Below are 14613 nucleotides of genomic sequence, written 5' to 3'. Positions count from 1 at the left end.
TCAGTTTAAACCTTGCAAAAATCTCTCCGTGAGTTTTTTACACCCTCCTCACGCTGTTACACAGTGTCTCCATGCAGTGTTACAGACTATCTCCTCGTAACGGAGACATTGTGTCTCCGAAAAAAAACAAAAATTACAATTTTGGTAATATATCTTTCCATATTCTTGACAACAATGGAAAGATATATTATCTTCATGGTAAGAAAATCAAATTCTGATTTATTAGCTTTTTAGGAGAATTAAATGGCAGAAACTATGGGCGAAAGAATCGCCCGCCTAATGAAGGCAAAGAATTTAAGTCAGAAGGAGTTCGCTCAGGCCATTGAGTCAACGGAAGCGTCTGTTTCCAGATATTTGAGCGATGCAAGGGAGCCTGGTGCAAAGGCACTCGTAAAAATTGCGAATGTTCTTGGCGTAACAATTGATGAGATTGTCGGAAAAAAAGATGAATCCGATTTTGAATCAGAATTCCCACACATAAAACTTCTTCTGGCCCGTAATTCGAAAATTTTAACGAACGAGCAGAAAAGGGATATCATAAATGCCCTTCTTGCAGACCCGGTGGAGGACATTGGTGAGACTTTCTGATGAGCGGTATGAGGAGATTAAAGAAGAAGTTGTAGAACTTTATAAGGAACTGCATATTACAAAGTTCCCTGTAAATGCGATGGATGTCTGCAAACAACTTGGAATTGCATATAAATCGTACAATCAATTTACATCTAGAACTTTTGCGGCCATTATACGAGCAAGCGAAGATGGAATGGTGGCAAAAATAGATAAGAAATTTGTGATTTTCTACAATCCTTCAAAAAGTGCTGAGCGAATTCGCTCAACATTCTTTCATGAGATTGGTCATATTCGTTTGGGGCATAAAATTCATGATGAAGAGAATGAAGCGGAAGCCAATTTTTTCGCAAGTTACTTTTTAGTTCCTGTTCCACTTATCCATTATTTTGGACTTAGGTTTGCACAAGAAATAATGGATAAGTTTTGGGTGACATTCACCCTTGCAAATTATTCCTTAGACCGTTATCAGAAGCGGATTCGTTATTCCGGTACAGTTTTTACCCAATACGAAAATGATTTAATTTCTCTTGCAAAGGAGGAAGAGAAGGAATTTTAAAACAAAAAAGCCCGCTGAATAAGGGAATATTCAAGCGGACTCTAGGCGGTAACGCCTGTAGACAAAACTTTGGTCGGTCATGTCTATAGGTATTATCGCCAGAAATAAATACAAACTTGAATGACTTAAATCTGCCGTTGACAGATACGTTCAGGGAAATTTTATTTTTATGGAGATTATGCCAATGAAAAAATTATCTGATGAAAAATTCAGAGAACTTATTCTTCGTGATGCGGGCTACTGTGACAATGACTATGGTATGCCAGAAATTATAAAAGAAGAGTTCAACCTTGATAAAATCAAATTGATTGGTTGTCATAACATCAAGAAAAACGATATTGCGCATAAAGATTGCGGAGTTCATTTTTACAAGTGGGACGATAAACTTGAACGTTTTTTCAAAAATCCTTTTAACTATATTGAAATACTAAAACAATATAAATTTATGTTTACACCGGATTATTCTGTTTATCTTTGTTCTAATCCAAATATTCAAAGGTTCAATATATTCAAAAGCCGATGGGTTGGAAATTTTTTCCAAAGACATGGCTGCGTTGTCTATCCAGGAGCAGGTTGGGGAGGAAAAGAAACTTTTTCTTGGTGTTTTGCAGGACTTCCAGACAATGGCACATTTTCGATTTCGACATTAGGAACATTCAAAGAACATAAAAAATCTTTTCTTGACGGTTATTTTGAACTTTTGAAGCAAAAGAATCCTTCAACCATTCTTTGTTATGGAAAAACTCATAAAGAAATGGAAGGCACTTGCAATATAATTTCTTGCCGGCACGAAGCAGAAGTCGTAAATACAGAAAAGGAGTTTGAAAAGTCCCAAAAGCTTTATCCGAGTCTTCTTTTTACTGTAGAGGAGATTTATGGTAAACGGGCATAGTGGAAAAACATCTTGGTATGCAAAAGGTTTTCCGCCTGCTTCATTAAGCGTGCATTTTTCCAAACACGGAAAAGCGTTAGGGTGCAAGTCAAAATTAGACTACAATAACAAAGTTGTTGATTTTATGAATGCAGAAGAAACTGAAAGTACTGATACTTTTACAAAAAATGGAACTGTGTATAAATTTGATTATGATACACACGAATTTGGAATGGCGAAATCTGATGGAACAATGATAACTTATTTTATTCCTGATGAACCTGCTGACGAATATTGGGAAGGAGTCAAAGAAGAAAATGACAACGATTTCTAACTTTAAATGCCCTGTCTGTGGAAATCAGACATTGACAGAAAAACGAATGTGGGAAATTTGTCCTATTTGCAATTGGGAAGATGATGAAGTTCAGTTCTTAAATCCTAATTTGCGAGGCGGAGCTAATTTCTTTTCTTTGAATGAATACAGGAAATTTTTCAAGCAAGGAAAAGATATTCAACAACTGGAAGTTGAGGCAAAAGCTGAGCATACAAAAAAAGTAAAAGCTGAATATGCTGAAAAAATTCGTACGATTCTGAGAAAGCGAATTGATTTTGGTTCATCCGACTATTGGACTCAAGAGAATAAAAAAGAACTGATTGATTTTGTAAAAGAAAATTCTTTTGAATTCATGCGCTTTCGTAAAGAATCTGCCACGGAAAAGGAAAAATCTATTCTTGATGAATCTGGAATAAACTTTGAGAACTGCAAAACACGTTACAAAGAAAAAAGAAACAATTCTCTTTTTGCCGATTAGAATCAAAACCTTATAAATAAGCAAGGAGGAAACAAATTATGGAAACGAAAGTTTATTGTTCTTTCGACAAGCCGAAAACGAAAGAACAAATCAAAAAAATACCCGTAGATTTATTGCAGTAAATCTACGGGCTTACAAAAAAGGCATGATACCTTCTCGTTCGTTTTAAAGAAGATACCACGCCAAACCGTTCGGGGTCAAGAATCAAAAAAAATCATTAAAAATATTCTCAAAAAAGGTGGTATTAAAATGGACGATAAATCAAACAAACTTTCAGACACTGTGAACGTTACTATGCACACGCTCACGCTTTCGGACAAATCAGTTTCTTACGCAAAGGTAAAACGCAACACTGCTTTTATTGGAAACATCGTTTCTAAAATCCTTGAGCACAACAAGGTCTTGGACAGGGAAACGCTTTTGTATTCAGCCGGACTTTTTAGAAACGCAATCCTTGAACTTCTTAAAAACGGCAAGGCAGTCGATTTGCTTGAAATGGGAGTACTCTATATAAAGCCGAATGGCAGCATTGACTCAGAAACTCCGGGAATCGAAGATGTTCCGAGGATGACGCTCTCTTTTACGCCAAGTGATTTGGCACTTGAAGCCGTAAAAGATGTGACGGCAGGTGCGGACATAACCATGACAAACGAGCCTCTTTTGGCAAGCATTTACAATATTCATACAAAACAAGAAAGCAAAGAGCTTTCAATCGGTTATTCCGCCCGTATTACAGGCAAAAGACTCAAGATTGCGGGCGAAGAATCGGAAACAGGATTGTATCTTGCATCTTGCTCGGAAGATGGCGCTTACAACGCGGACTCCTCAACATGGACAGCCATAGGAATGGAAAACATTGTTGACAACACGAACACAAAGATTCTGTTCAACATTCCGTCGACTGTCGCAAGCGGAAGCTACAGGTTGATTCTCAGAACGGCATACGGCTCTGGCACCCGCATAAATAAAAAAGTAAGAACAGGCGTTTATGCAGAGAGGTTCATGCTTGCGTAAATAGTTTTTCTGGCAAAGAAGCAAAATTCTTTGCCAGAAAAACTCTCGGGAAAGGCACAAGAAAAATTTAAACTCCAAAAGCCAACTTGCAGCGTTTCCGTTAACACAAATCCACAAAGAGTTTTCCCAAACGCTTGTCAAACTCAGCAGTTCGTGGCTTCATGTCGTTCAGGAACTGATTTGAGTCAATCGTGCCCAAAACGGCCTGGAATTCTTCTTCGTTTCGGAAGGTGATTTTTCTAAAGTAATCATCGTAATCTTTCTTGCGCGAGCCAATCGCAGCGTCGTACATTTCATCGCTCACAGCCGTTACGTCGTTGATTATGTCATCAAAATCTTCTTCCAAGAATTCGCAGATTGGCTTTGAGTACAAGAATTCAAGAATATAAGTCGCGTAGGCAACTTTGTACGTCATGTAATAATCGTCGCAGTTGTCATAAAAACCGTGAACTTCAGCCCATGAATTCAGACTGTGATTTTTTATCAAAACAAAAAGCTCTTTTATTTTTTCCTCTGGAATAACCTGTCCGCCAACGTTGAGCCATCTTGTGTAAAGCGGAAGCTGGCTGATTCGAATGATTTCGCGTCGGTTCAAGCTCGGAATGTGGCGAATCGCACAATAATCAAGCAACGTTGAAGCCGCAAAATATTTGAGAATCTTTCGATATTCCTTGTATGCCTTTACCGGCTTTAAAATCACCGCACCGAATTTTTTCTGGCACTGCAAATCCTGCAACTTAAAATCAGCCTTTGGATTCTGATGTAAAAAATCTTTCGCAAACTGAAGCCGTTCCTCATCATTTTTGGCAAAAAGCACTCTTTCATCCTTTCGCTCAAGCAAATATCTTGCCGTAAGCTCAATAATGCGCTCCACCGCCTGCACCACTTCCTGAATCGAATCTGGCGCGAGCGGGTTCGTCTCAATGTGCTGGCGTTTTATTACGCGCTTGTCGCGGCTCTGGAATTTCGCATTGTTACGGGCAATCGCATACATGTTGTACAAAAACCAGTACGCAGGAATTATCGAAATCGGCTTGTCAGGGCCGTTCGAGGCAACCAGAGAAAAAGGATAAGTGATGTTCAGCTCATTCTGATAGCTGCCTTTTGAAACCAGCGTAAAACTTGCAAATTTTGAATTGTGCTTAAAATCAGAGCAGAGTCCCGGCCAAAATCCGCGCCCGGCAAACATCTCGCCGTCCGGGGAGCGGGAGTTATGATTTGAACCGATTGTCGCACCCGAAGCCACATTGCTTTGTCCGCAGACCGTGGCCGCAATAAGGAACGAAGAATTATGATGCTGCTCGTGGAACGGAAAAATCAAATTGTTGAGGATTTCGCAGCACGAAACTGTGGAGTTGTCGCCCAAAACCGAATTCAAAAGCCGCGCGCCATATTTTAGCTGACAGTTTCGTCCGATTACGAATCGAACAGCCACCGCCTGATAGAAAATTCTGCTTCCAAAACCGACGATTCCGTTTACAAGCTCAACGCCTTCCCCAATCTGGCTAGGCTCATCCGCGCTCGAAAGAATCGTAATGTTTTTGAGTTTGAACGCGCCTTTAATGTACGCGCATTCACCTATTTTGGCATCTTTAAGAAGCGTCGTATTTTTGATTACGCTGTCGCTTCCAATAAATCCCATCGTATCGCATTTTTTATTGTTGCAAGCCTCAACGAGAGTCTTAAAACACTCCAAAAGCTCAGTGTCTTCGCGGTAACGGGACCACAAATACGCGTCCGCAGGAATCATATCCTCAAATGCAAGAATCGCACGATTGTCATTCTCGTTTCCAACGCCAATCCAAATTCTGTTGGATTCAGGTTCGCCGTCTTTTACGATTCCGTTTCCGAATTTTGAGTGAACGGTACAACTAATTTCCTGAATGTTAAAGAGAATTACTCTAGAAGATGTTCGATAATTTGAAAAATAAGAAACGTTACGAACAACGTTGTCATCGCCCAAAATCAAATTCTCAAGATATGAATTGTAAAGTCCTGCCGCAAGCAACAAATCATGGTACTTCAAGTTGATTTTGCGGAGTTTTCCGATTACAAGAAAGCCTAAAATCTCGCAATTCTGAATTAAATCGGCATTAAAAAAATCTTTGTCAACCCAGACGTTCTGCCAAGTTGAATCAATATTTCTGTTCGTTTTTTTCAGAATCTCTATTTCAGATTCAGTAAGCCGGCGTTTTCCTTCAAGAAAATGTTCGCCGAGCGGCGGCAATGTTGAAGCATTCGCTTCATTAACCAAAGCAACCATAAATCTTCCCACCCATTTTTACAGTATGTCTCGGTTTTATTATCGGAGTATATTTTTTAAATCTTAGTTTTACGAAAAGCCCCGCTCAAAAGCGGGGAAAATCAATTACTTGCGGTTATCGTAAGCGGCTTTTATAAAGTCGCGGAAAAGCGGTCCTGCCTTGTTCGGACGAGACTTGAACTCAGGATGGAACTGTCCGCCAACCATCCACGGATTTTCAGGCACTTCAACAACTTCTACAAGGTCTCGCTCAGGGTTAACGCCAGAAATCACGAGTCCGGCCTTTTTCAAATCCTCGCGGTATTTGTTGTTGAACTCATAGCGGTGTCGGTGACGCTCCCAGATTGTCGATGAGCCATACGCTTTTTCGGTGAGCGTTCCCGGAGCCACGGCACACTCGAATTTTCCGAGTCGCAAAGTTCCGCCAAGAATCTTTCCGTTTTGGTCAGGCATCAAATCGATTACAGGATGAGTCGTCTCTTTGTTCATCTCGGTTGAATGTGCGTCTGCCCAGCCAAGAACGTGGCGCGCATATTCAATAACAATAATCTGCATTCCGAGACAGATTCCAAAATAAGGCACTTTGTTCTCACGGCAATATTTTGCCGCCTGAATCATTCCCTCAATTCCACGTGAGCCGAATCCGCCCGGAACAATAATTCCGTCCGCATCTTTTAAGCGCGCCTTCGTAGATTCATCATCCTTCAAGTCTTCAGCATCAACCCAGTCCAAGTCAACGCCAAGCTCGTTTGCGATTCCGCCGTGAATAAGAGACTCAACGACAGAAAGATAAGCGTCGTGCAAATCAACGTATTTTCCAACAAGTGCGATTTTTACACGGTCTTTAGGATTGTGGAACACGTCAACCATTTTTGACCATTCTGTAAGTTCCGTCGGAGGAGTCTGGAGTCCGAGAACCTTGCAAACGGCGTCTCCCAAGTGCTCTTTTTCGAGCTGGAGAGGAACTTCGTAAATCGAACGTGCAGTTGTGTTCTGAATAACACAGTCAGAATCAACGTTGCAAAAAAGCGCAAGTTTTTCGCGGGTCGTCTGATCAACAGGAACGTCGCAACGAAGCATAAGAATATTCGGCTGGATTCCAAGTTCCTGAAGTTCCTTTACGGAATGCTGAGTTGGCTTTGTCTTGATTTCGTGAGCCTTGTTCATGTAAGGAACAAGCGTCAAATGAATGTAACAGCAGTTTTCCTCGCCAACCTGATATTTTATCTGGCGGATTGCCTCTACGAACGGAAGGGATTCAATATCACCAATCGTTCCGCCGATTTCGGTAATAATCACATCGGCATTGGTTTCTTTTGTAGAAAGAAGCATTCGGCGCAAAATTTCTTCCGTAATGTTCGGAATAACCTGAACGGTTCCGCCATTGTATCCGCCCTCGCGCTCACGTTGCAAAACAGTCATGTACACGCGACCGGAAGTTGTGTTCGAGCTCTGGCTCAAAGTTGCGTCCGTAAAACGCTCGTAATGCCCAAGATCAAGATCCGTCTCAGCTCCATCGTCAGTTACAAAAACCTCGCCGTGCTGAAAAGGGTTCATCGTGCCAGGATCGATATTCAGATAAGGATCGAATTTCTGATTTACGACTTTTAGCCCCCGGCTTTTTAGGATAAGCCCGATTGAAGCCGCCGCAATTCCCTTTCCGAGACCAGAAACAACACCACCTGTAATAAAAATGTACTTCGTCATAAAAAATCCTGTAAGTTGATTTTGGGAAGCTCTAAACACATTAGACCTGTTCGGAAACCTATGTTTCCTCCATGCCGATGCGAGTTTTTCAGGCTAAAGCCTTACAAAAACTCAGTTTTTAATAGAGGCGTTCAAAAAGCTGAAGTTTTCGAACGCCTCTATTTTAGAGATTTCCTAGCTATTCAAAATAGACATTATAAAAGAAATTGAAAGTTTAGTCACCATAAGGAAAGATTTTCCATTAAAACGCGAATTTTTCGTATAAAAAAACTTTCGGGAAGCGCGCAAACAAAACTGCATGTAAAAAGCAAACTTACAGCGTTTCCGTTTCGTGCCAGTCTTCCTTAAAATAGTCACTGAACTGACCGAGAGTTTTGCGGGCCGCGTCGGGATTTTGGTGAACCAAGAAGCGGAAAGTTTCCGCACCGATTTTTACCATTTGAACGTCGGTTTCGGCAGTTGCGGTTGCGGAACGCGGTTTTAGCAAAATACAGCCGACTTCGCCAAAAAAATCGCCACGCTCGCTAAAAGCAAAACTATTGTCCGCCAATGTGAGCCTAACAGTGCCCTTTACAACATAAAATGCGCAATCGGTTTTTGTGCCGATTTTAAAAATCACATCGCCTTTTTTAAAATGAACAACGTCTTCTTTGGCAATCAAATAGTCCGCGCGGATAAAAAGACTGCGTTTTATATTTTCAAAACGACCGATTTTCGCTTTTTTTGGAAGAAGATAAAGTTCGCCGAACAAAAGCTCGTCAAAAAACTGAACCACAAAAATGAACTGCGCAAAGAACAAAAAAATCGTAAAGAAAAAGAAAACATCCATGAGCGTTATGATAATCTGACCGAGCACACCGTAAATCAGATTGTATTTGTTCACGTTCAAAAAAAGATGCATTACGGTTCTCACCACCCAAAACGAGAACGTGCACAAAAAGGCAGAAGTAAAACACAGTCTCTTTGAAGGCTTGGAGCCAGGAACAGACCAATAAAGCACGGCAAGAATCACAAAAATCAGAATGTTAGAAAAATTGCTGATGAAGAATTTTAAGAACACGCCCTCAACAATAAAAGACAGCCTCGGATTTTCCGAAAAAAGATTCCTAAAAAAATCCATCTGGAGCACGGCTTTTACCGAAACGTAGGCAAAAATTACGGCAGCAACGACGACGACAATGCCAGCCTCAACTCCAAAAGTCAGAATCTGATTTATGAGGGCTTTTCTCTTTATTCGCGTGTGAAAAATATTCTGCATCGCGTCAAAAATAGACGCAAAAAATCGTCTCGCCATCCAAAAAATCGAAATTCCAACGAAGACTTCAAAAAGAGAAAATTTTTTTACGTTCTGCATTTGGCTCACAATCGAATTGTACGAAAAATATTTTTCGATTTCTGGGAAAGTTGAAAAAATCGAGGTGAGCATGTCTGGAGACGCGTGAAGGATTCGAACGAGCACCATCACAATCATCATAAAAACAGGAATGAACGAAAAAATAAAACTGAACGAGCAAGCCCCCGCATACGACATGAGCCGATTCTGCAAAAAAGAATTTTATTGTAAGAAAAATCGTCTGGCTTACAGTTACAACTGTAATTGTACGTGGCTTTTTATTTTTTTCATATCAATCCTGATTAAAAAAGATTGCCGCGACAAGCGCGGCAATTAAAAACTAGAATTCAGCAAGTTTTGGCGCACGTGGATAAGGAATCACGTCACGGATATTCTGCATACCTGTTACGTAAAGCAAAAGTCTCTCAAAGCCAAGTCCGAATCCTGAGTGAGGAACTGTACCGAACTTTCGCAAATCCAAGTACCAGTTATAATCCTCAGCTTTAAGTCCAAGCTCGTTGATTCGTGCGAGAAGTTTGTCGTAGCTTTCCTCACGCTCAGAACCACCGATAATTTCGCCAAGCCCCGGAACGAGAACGTCAACAGCCTTTACGGTTTTTCCGTCGTCGTTAAGCTTCATATAGAACGCTTTGATTTCTTTTGGATAGTTGTAAACCATTACAGGGCACTTGTAGATTTTTTCTGTCAAATATCGTTCGTGCTCAGTCGCAAGGTCGCAACCCCAGTATGGCTTGAACTCAAAATCGTCAGCGTGTTTTTCAAGTTCAGCAACGGCTTCAGTGTAAGAAATTCGTTTGAACGGAGTCTCAACAACATGACGCAATGTGTCAATAACGCCAGGCTGAATTCTCTTGTTGAAGAATTCCATGTCGGCAGCACACTTTGTCAAAGCCCAGTTCAAAAGATATTTGATGAACTCTTCCTGAATGTCCATGTCGTCTTCCAAATCAAAGAAGGCCATCTCTGGCTCGCACATCCAGAATTCTGCCAAGTGGCGTGTAGTGTTTGAGTTTTCGGCACGGAAAGTCGGTCCGAATGTGTAAACGCGGCCCAAAGCCGTTGCAAGAGTTTCAGCCTCAAGCTGACCAGAAACGGTAAGACTTACAGGCTTTCCGAAAAAGTCTTTAGAATAGTTTACGAGTTTTGCGGCATCTTCTTTCTTCATTCCTGCAGCACCTTTTTCAATGGCGATTTCTGCAAGTTTCTCCATAGAAAGCGTCGTAACCTGGAACATTTCGCCAGCACCCTCGCAGTCAGAACCTGTGATTTCCGGAGTATTTATATAGTAGAAACCTCTCTCCTGAAAGAATGAGTGAACGGCAAATGCCATCTGGCTTCTCATTCGGAAAACCGCGCCAAAAGTGTTCGTGCGGGCACGAAGGTGAGCGTTCTCGCGAAGGAATTCCATTGTGGCAGCCTTTTTCTGAATCGGATAATCAGACGGACATTTTCCCAAAACTACGAGAGTTTCAAGATTAACCTCAACAGTCTGACCGCTTGCTGGCGACTCAATCAATTTTCCTGTTGCGCAAAGGCTCGCACCAGTAGAAATATCGGCAAGAGCTTTTTCAATATTTTCTGAATTTGCAGGATTAGAAGGATTTGATCTATCAAAAGTAAGCTGAATTGAAGCGAAGCATGATCCGTCGTTTACCTGAATAAAAACCAGATTTTTTGAATCACGCATTGTGCGTACCCAACCGCATACAGTAACAATGCGGCCGTCCGGAGCGGATGTAAGAATATCCTTAATAAGTTCTGTTTTCATAATCGTTAATTTTACCAAATAAACATCATTCAGAAAAGATTTGAGAGGGCTTTTAGTGAAGTTTGCCAGCGGATTTTTTGATTTCTGAAGTGTCCAACATTAAAAACGGACTGCCAACAATGCTGACAGTCCGTTAATTAAGAAAGATTCTATTTTATAACCTTCAAAGATTCGTGGTCGATTGTGAGTGCAACAACAATCAAGAAGATGATTCCTTTTACGAGCTGCTGTGTAGCGGCAATCGGGAAAACCATCGGGAGGGATTTTTCAAGAACGCAGTAAGTAAGCGTTCCCAAAATGATGTTCGAGAATCTTGCCTTCGCACCGCCCGAAATTGGCATTCCGCCCAGAACCAAAGCGATAAGAATCTGAGTCTCAAGCTGTCGGCCAGCTGTACCTGTAATCGCACCAACGTGAACTACGTTTATGAACGAAGCAAATCCTGTGATTGCGCCCGAACAAACGTAAACGAGGAATTTCGTCAAATCCGGTCGGCAACCAGAAAATCTTGCGGCAGTTTCCCCCGCTCCGATTGCTCGCAAATCAAATCCGACTCGCGTAAAATGCCAGATTACGAATACGACTACAAGAACGATTCCCATCAAAAGGAATTTGAACCACGTCAAATCGAGCGAAAGTACGTTGTAGCTCGCAGGAACCGGTCCTCCGGTCGTAATGTACTTACACAATCCGCGGAAAAAATACTGAGAACACATCGTTACGATGAACGACGCAATCTTGAATTTTACGTGGAAGAATCCGTTGAACGCACCCATAAGCGCACCGGCCGCAATAGAAGCCGCAATTGCCAGAGGAATGCTGTACATAGACACCCAGCAGAATATGATTGAAGAAAGACCAAGAATTGAACCTTGAGAAAAGTCCAGTCCGCCAACGGTCATTATCAAAAATACACCGCAACAGCACGTCATCAACACAAAAACCTGACTCAGCATAAGGCTAAGGTTCTTTGGCTGAATGATTTTTCCACCAGTTAATATAGAAAACAACAGGACGATTCCAAAGAATCCGAACAAAGGACCAAAGTTCGAAAAAATGCTTTTGATTTTTGCCTTTTTTGCCAACTCTTCGTCCGTTATAGTTTTTACTGCGACTGTACTAGTCATGTTTTAACTCCTAATTTTAAATCATCTTTGCAATGAGATCTTTTTCGCCAAGCTCTCGGCTTCGTTTGAATTCACCGTTAAAGTGACCGTCCTTCATTATAAAAATGCGGTCGCTCATACCCAAAAGCTCAGGAAGTTCCTCAGAAATCATTATAATGGACTTGCCTTTATTCTTTAGTTCGGTCATCAAAGAATAAATGTCGGCTTTTACTTTTATGTCAATTCCGCGGGTCGGGCTGTCCAAAACCAAGATGTCAGAACCTTTTCCAATCCAGCGCGCAAGAACAACTTTCTGCTTGTTTCCGCCCGAAAGCTCCGAAACATACTGTTTAATTCCAGTCATCTTTGTGCTCATCTGCTTTGCAAACTTTTCCGCAAAACTGCTCAGGGCTTTTAGATTCAAGAATCCGTGGTTAGAAAGGTCGCTCAAAGACGGAAGCATGATATTTTCGCCAATGGAATCCGCAATTACGATTGATTCGTTGTCTCGGTCTTTTGAAGCATAAGCAATGCTGTGCTTGATTGCACCAGGAATATCTTTGATTTCGTATCCGTCGCTCAAAGTAACATTTCCCATTCTGTTGTAAGAAGCACCAAAAATCGCCTTGCCGATTTCGTGCATTCCGCACTCAGAAAGTCCGCCGATTCCCAAAATTTCGCCTTTGTGCAAGTCAAGATTAATATGCTCAAACTCACCCGGAACACTCAAATCTTTTAGAGAGAGAACAACTTCGTCAGAAACAGGCTCGCCATAATCTGTACGGTAATATTTGTCGTCCAATTCGCGTCCGACCATCTCGCGCTTCAAGTCGTCTGTCGTAACATCTTTTGTGTTTACAGTCTTTACAAGAACGCCGTCGCGCAAAACCGAAATTCTGTCTGTGTGCTCCAAAACTTCGTCCAAGTCGTGCGAGATAAAGATTACTGTTGAACCCATTTCGCGGGTCTTGTTCATAACCTTAAAGAGTTCCTGTCGTCCGTCGTGACTCAATGCGGTTGTCGTTTCGTCAACTACAAGAATCTTCGGGTTAAAGTAAGTCGCCTTTACGATTTCTACGAGTTTTCGCTCCTCAAAAGAATAATGGTCAATCATTTTTGAGGCTTTTATATCGGTAAATCCGTAAGAATCCAAAAGCCGCTGAGCCTCTTTGTTCATGGCGCGTGTGTCTTTTACGATTCCGTGCATGAACTTGTCTTCCTCGCCCAAGAAAATATTCTCGGCAACGGTGAGCCCAGGCAAAGTTCCCATTTCCTGAACGATAATAGAAACGCCCTCTTTGTTTGCTTCAACCTGACTTTTTGGCTTTATTTCTTTTCCTAAAAGATTAAAAGTTCCGCTCGAAACCGTATGGATTCCGCAGAGCATAGAACTGAACGTGGATTTTCCAGAACCGTTTTCGCCAATCAGACCGTGGATTTCGCCAGTGTAAAGTTCAAGGGACAGATCTTTTACGGCATGGGTTATTCCAAAATATTTGTTTATTTTTTCAGCTTTTAAAAGTACTTGACTCATTTGATTCCTCCTTATTTTACAACGCTACCTCTCTTACCGCGGTTGGTAAGAGTAACGATGGCAAGGAGAACCGCACCGGTAACAAAATCGTTGATTGTAGTCGGTACGTCAAGAGCAACAAGTCCGTTAAAAATCATCGTGATGATGAACTCACCGATTACGATTGCAGTAACCGGGCAGCCGTACTTTTTGAACGCAATGCCAAAAAAAGTTCCCATCAACGGCTTAAAGTTTCTGTCCATTGAAGTCATACCCGTAACGGCAAGAATTCCTTTTCCGTAACTTACGGTCAAAAGAGCCATAATGCCAACGAAGAAATGCAAGAGAACAAAACCTATGAACTTGTATTTTTCTACGTTGATACCCATGTTCTTTGCGACAAGCTCATTGCTTCCGATAGCGTTACAGTAAGTTCCGATTCGAGTGAACCGAAGGACAAACACCATAAGAGCAAAAGCTGCAAAAGCTGCAACGTAATTCCACGGAGCATGATTAAAGGCAAGAATAGAAGCTTTTGTGAGTTTTCCAGGGAATCCTGATGTATCAAGACCTACAACATAGTTCGCAACGCTCTCAAGAATCAGCATGAGGCCTACGGTTACAATCATCGAAGGAATCTTTAATTTTGAATAAAAGATTCCGTTGAAAGCACCAATAAGAGCGCCTGTAATCAAAGTTCCGCCGATAAGGCCGAGGTAGCCAAAATTTCTTGAAAGCAAAACTCCGACCATAGAAGAAAGGACAATGTTCGCACCAATAGAAAAGTCGAAAAGTCCCATAACGACTATAAAGTAAAGTCCGCAACCGCCAACAGCGTATTGTATACTCGTCTGAAGATAATCGGACATGAGCTTCGGAGTTCCGAAGTTCTGCGGAGATAAAAGCTTAAAAATTCCCCAGCACAAAACTGCCAACACGACCAGCGTTGACACTCCAAAATAGCGGCTTTTCTTAAAATTCGCAAAAGTTCCGCTGCCTAATATCACACTAAAAAAAAGATTTTTTTAAATTAGTACTTCTAATACTATTCTATTTGTTTTTTATTAAACCTAAAAAAA

The 14613-nt window shown here is 41.4% G+C and carries 13 protein-coding genes; 6 read left to right on the top strand and 7 right to left on the bottom strand.

What is annotated here, in order from left to right:
- Positions 1-243 precede the first annotated feature (243 nt).
- The 6 genes from JI65_RS15365 (at position 244) to JI65_RS15340 (ending at position 3823) form a co-directional block, all read left to right on the top strand.
- Positions 244-588, top strand: a complete 345-nt coding sequence (locus tag JI65_RS15365) for a helix-turn-helix domain-containing protein (RefSeq protein WP_191018045.1) — start codon at positions 244-246, stop codon at positions 586-588.
- The gene (locus JI65_RS15360) at positions 575-1126 is read left to right on the top strand and encodes an ImmA/IrrE family metallo-endopeptidase (RefSeq protein WP_191018044.1); all 552 of its coding nucleotides are present in this window, start codon (positions 575-577) and stop codon (positions 1124-1126) included. Before JI65_RS15365 ends, JI65_RS15360 begins: the two co-directional genes overlap by 14 nt.
- 184 nt (positions 1127-1310) lie before the next feature.
- Entirely contained in the window at positions 1311-2018 is a 708-nt protein-coding gene (locus JI65_RS15355) for a DUF4417 domain-containing protein (RefSeq protein ID WP_191018043.1), read from the top strand.
- On the top strand, positions 2002-2331 hold the full coding sequence (locus JI65_RS15350; RefSeq protein ID WP_191018042.1) for a hypothetical protein: 330 nt from the start codon (positions 2002-2004) through the stop codon (positions 2329-2331). Before JI65_RS15355 ends, JI65_RS15350 begins: the two co-directional genes overlap by 17 nt.
- Positions 2315-2809 (top strand): CPCC family cysteine-rich protein, encoded by a 495-nt coding sequence (locus tag JI65_RS15345; RefSeq protein ID WP_191018041.1) that lies wholly within the window; start codon positions 2315-2317, stop codon positions 2807-2809. Before JI65_RS15350 ends, JI65_RS15345 begins: the two co-directional genes overlap by 17 nt.
- 249 nt (positions 2810-3058) lie before the next feature.
- Complete coding sequence (locus JI65_RS15340) at positions 3059-3823, top strand: DUF4469 domain-containing protein (protein WP_191018040.1); 765 nt, start codon at positions 3059-3061, stop codon at positions 3821-3823.
- A 100-nt stretch (positions 3824-3923) separates the two neighbouring features.
- On the opposite strand, the gene JI65_RS15335 is transcribed toward JI65_RS15340, so the two are convergent.
- From JI65_RS15335 to JI65_RS15305, 7 genes are all read right to left on the bottom strand, one after another.
- Positions 3924-6086 (bottom strand): DUF4954 family protein, encoded by a 2163-nt coding sequence (locus tag JI65_RS15335; protein ID WP_191018039.1) that lies wholly within the window; start codon positions 6084-6086, stop codon positions 3924-3926.
- A 105-nt stretch (positions 6087-6191) separates the two neighbouring features.
- On the bottom strand, positions 6192-7793 hold the full coding sequence (locus JI65_RS15330; RefSeq protein WP_191018038.1) for a CTP synthase: 1602 nt from the start codon (positions 7791-7793) through the stop codon (positions 6192-6194).
- 313 nt (positions 7794-8106) lie between these two features.
- Positions 8107-9324 (bottom strand): YhjD/YihY/BrkB family envelope integrity protein, encoded by a 1218-nt coding sequence (locus JI65_RS15325; RefSeq protein ID WP_191018037.1) that lies wholly within the window; start codon positions 9322-9324, stop codon positions 8107-8109.
- A 142-nt stretch (positions 9325-9466) separates the two neighbouring features.
- A complete protein-coding gene (asnS, locus tag JI65_RS15320; protein ID WP_191018036.1) occupies positions 9467-10915 on the bottom strand; it encodes an asparagine--tRNA ligase in 1449 nt (482 codons plus the stop codon).
- A 149-nt stretch (positions 10916-11064) separates the two neighbouring features.
- Positions 11065-12042, bottom strand: a complete 978-nt coding sequence (locus JI65_RS15315; protein WP_191018035.1) for an ABC transporter permease — start codon at positions 12040-12042, stop codon at positions 11065-11067.
- 16 nt (positions 12043-12058) lie between these two features.
- Positions 12059-13555, bottom strand: a complete 1497-nt coding sequence (locus JI65_RS15310) for a sugar ABC transporter ATP-binding protein (RefSeq protein WP_191018034.1) — start codon at positions 13553-13555, stop codon at positions 12059-12061.
- Between the two features lie 11 nt (positions 13556-13566).
- Complete coding sequence (locus JI65_RS15305) at positions 13567-14472, bottom strand: ABC transporter permease (RefSeq protein WP_242457272.1); 906 nt, start codon at positions 14470-14472, stop codon at positions 13567-13569.
- Positions 14473-14613: the final 141 nt, after the last annotated feature.

This window comes from Treponema zioleckii, assembly GCF_014737315.1.
Taxonomy (GTDB): Bacteria; Spirochaetota; Spirochaetia; order Treponematales; family Treponemataceae; genus Treponema_D; species Treponema_D zioleckii.
This window is presented reverse-complemented; position numbering and strand designations above follow the sequence as displayed.

What these genes read in the sequence shown, in the direction of transcription:
- JI65_RS15365 (WP_191018045.1), top strand. Translation starts at nt 244, where the DNA reads ATGGCAGAAACTATGGGCGAAAGAATCGCCCGCCTAATGAAGGCAAAG.
- JI65_RS15355 (WP_191018043.1), top strand. Translation starts at nt 1,311, where the DNA reads ATGAAAAAATTATCTGATGAAAAATTCAGAGAACTTATTCTTCGTGAT.
- JI65_RS15350 (WP_191018042.1), top strand. Translation starts at nt 2,002, where the DNA reads ATGGTAAACGGGCATAGTGGAAAAACATCTTGGTATGCAAAAGGTTTT.
- JI65_RS15345 (WP_191018041.1), top strand. Translation starts at nt 2,315, where the DNA reads ATGACAACGATTTCTAACTTTAAATGCCCTGTCTGTGGAAATCAGACA.
- JI65_RS15340 (WP_191018040.1), top strand. Translation starts at nt 3,059, where the DNA reads ATGGACGATAAATCAAACAAACTTTCAGACACTGTGAACGTTACTATG.
- JI65_RS15335 (WP_191018039.1), bottom strand. Translation starts at nt 6,086, where the DNA reads ATGGTTGCTTTGGTTAATGAAGCGAATGCTTCAACATTGCCGCCGCTC.
- JI65_RS15330 (WP_191018038.1), bottom strand. Translation starts at nt 7,793, where the DNA reads ATGACGAAGTACATTTTTATTACAGGTGGTGTTGTTTCTGGTCTCGGA.
- JI65_RS15325 (WP_191018037.1), bottom strand. Translation starts at nt 9,324, where the DNA reads ATGTCGTATGCGGGGGCTTGCTCGTTCAGTTTTATTTTTTCGTTCATT.
- asnS (WP_191018036.1), bottom strand. Translation starts at nt 10,915, where the DNA reads ATGAAAACAGAACTTATTAAGGATATTCTTACATCCGCTCCGGACGGC.
- JI65_RS15315 (WP_191018035.1), bottom strand. Translation starts at nt 12,042, where the DNA reads ATGACTAGTACAGTCGCAGTAAAAACTATAACGGACGAAGAGTTGGCA.
- JI65_RS15310 (WP_191018034.1), bottom strand. Translation starts at nt 13,555, where the DNA reads ATGAGTCAAGTACTTTTAAAAGCTGAAAAAATAAACAAATATTTTGGA.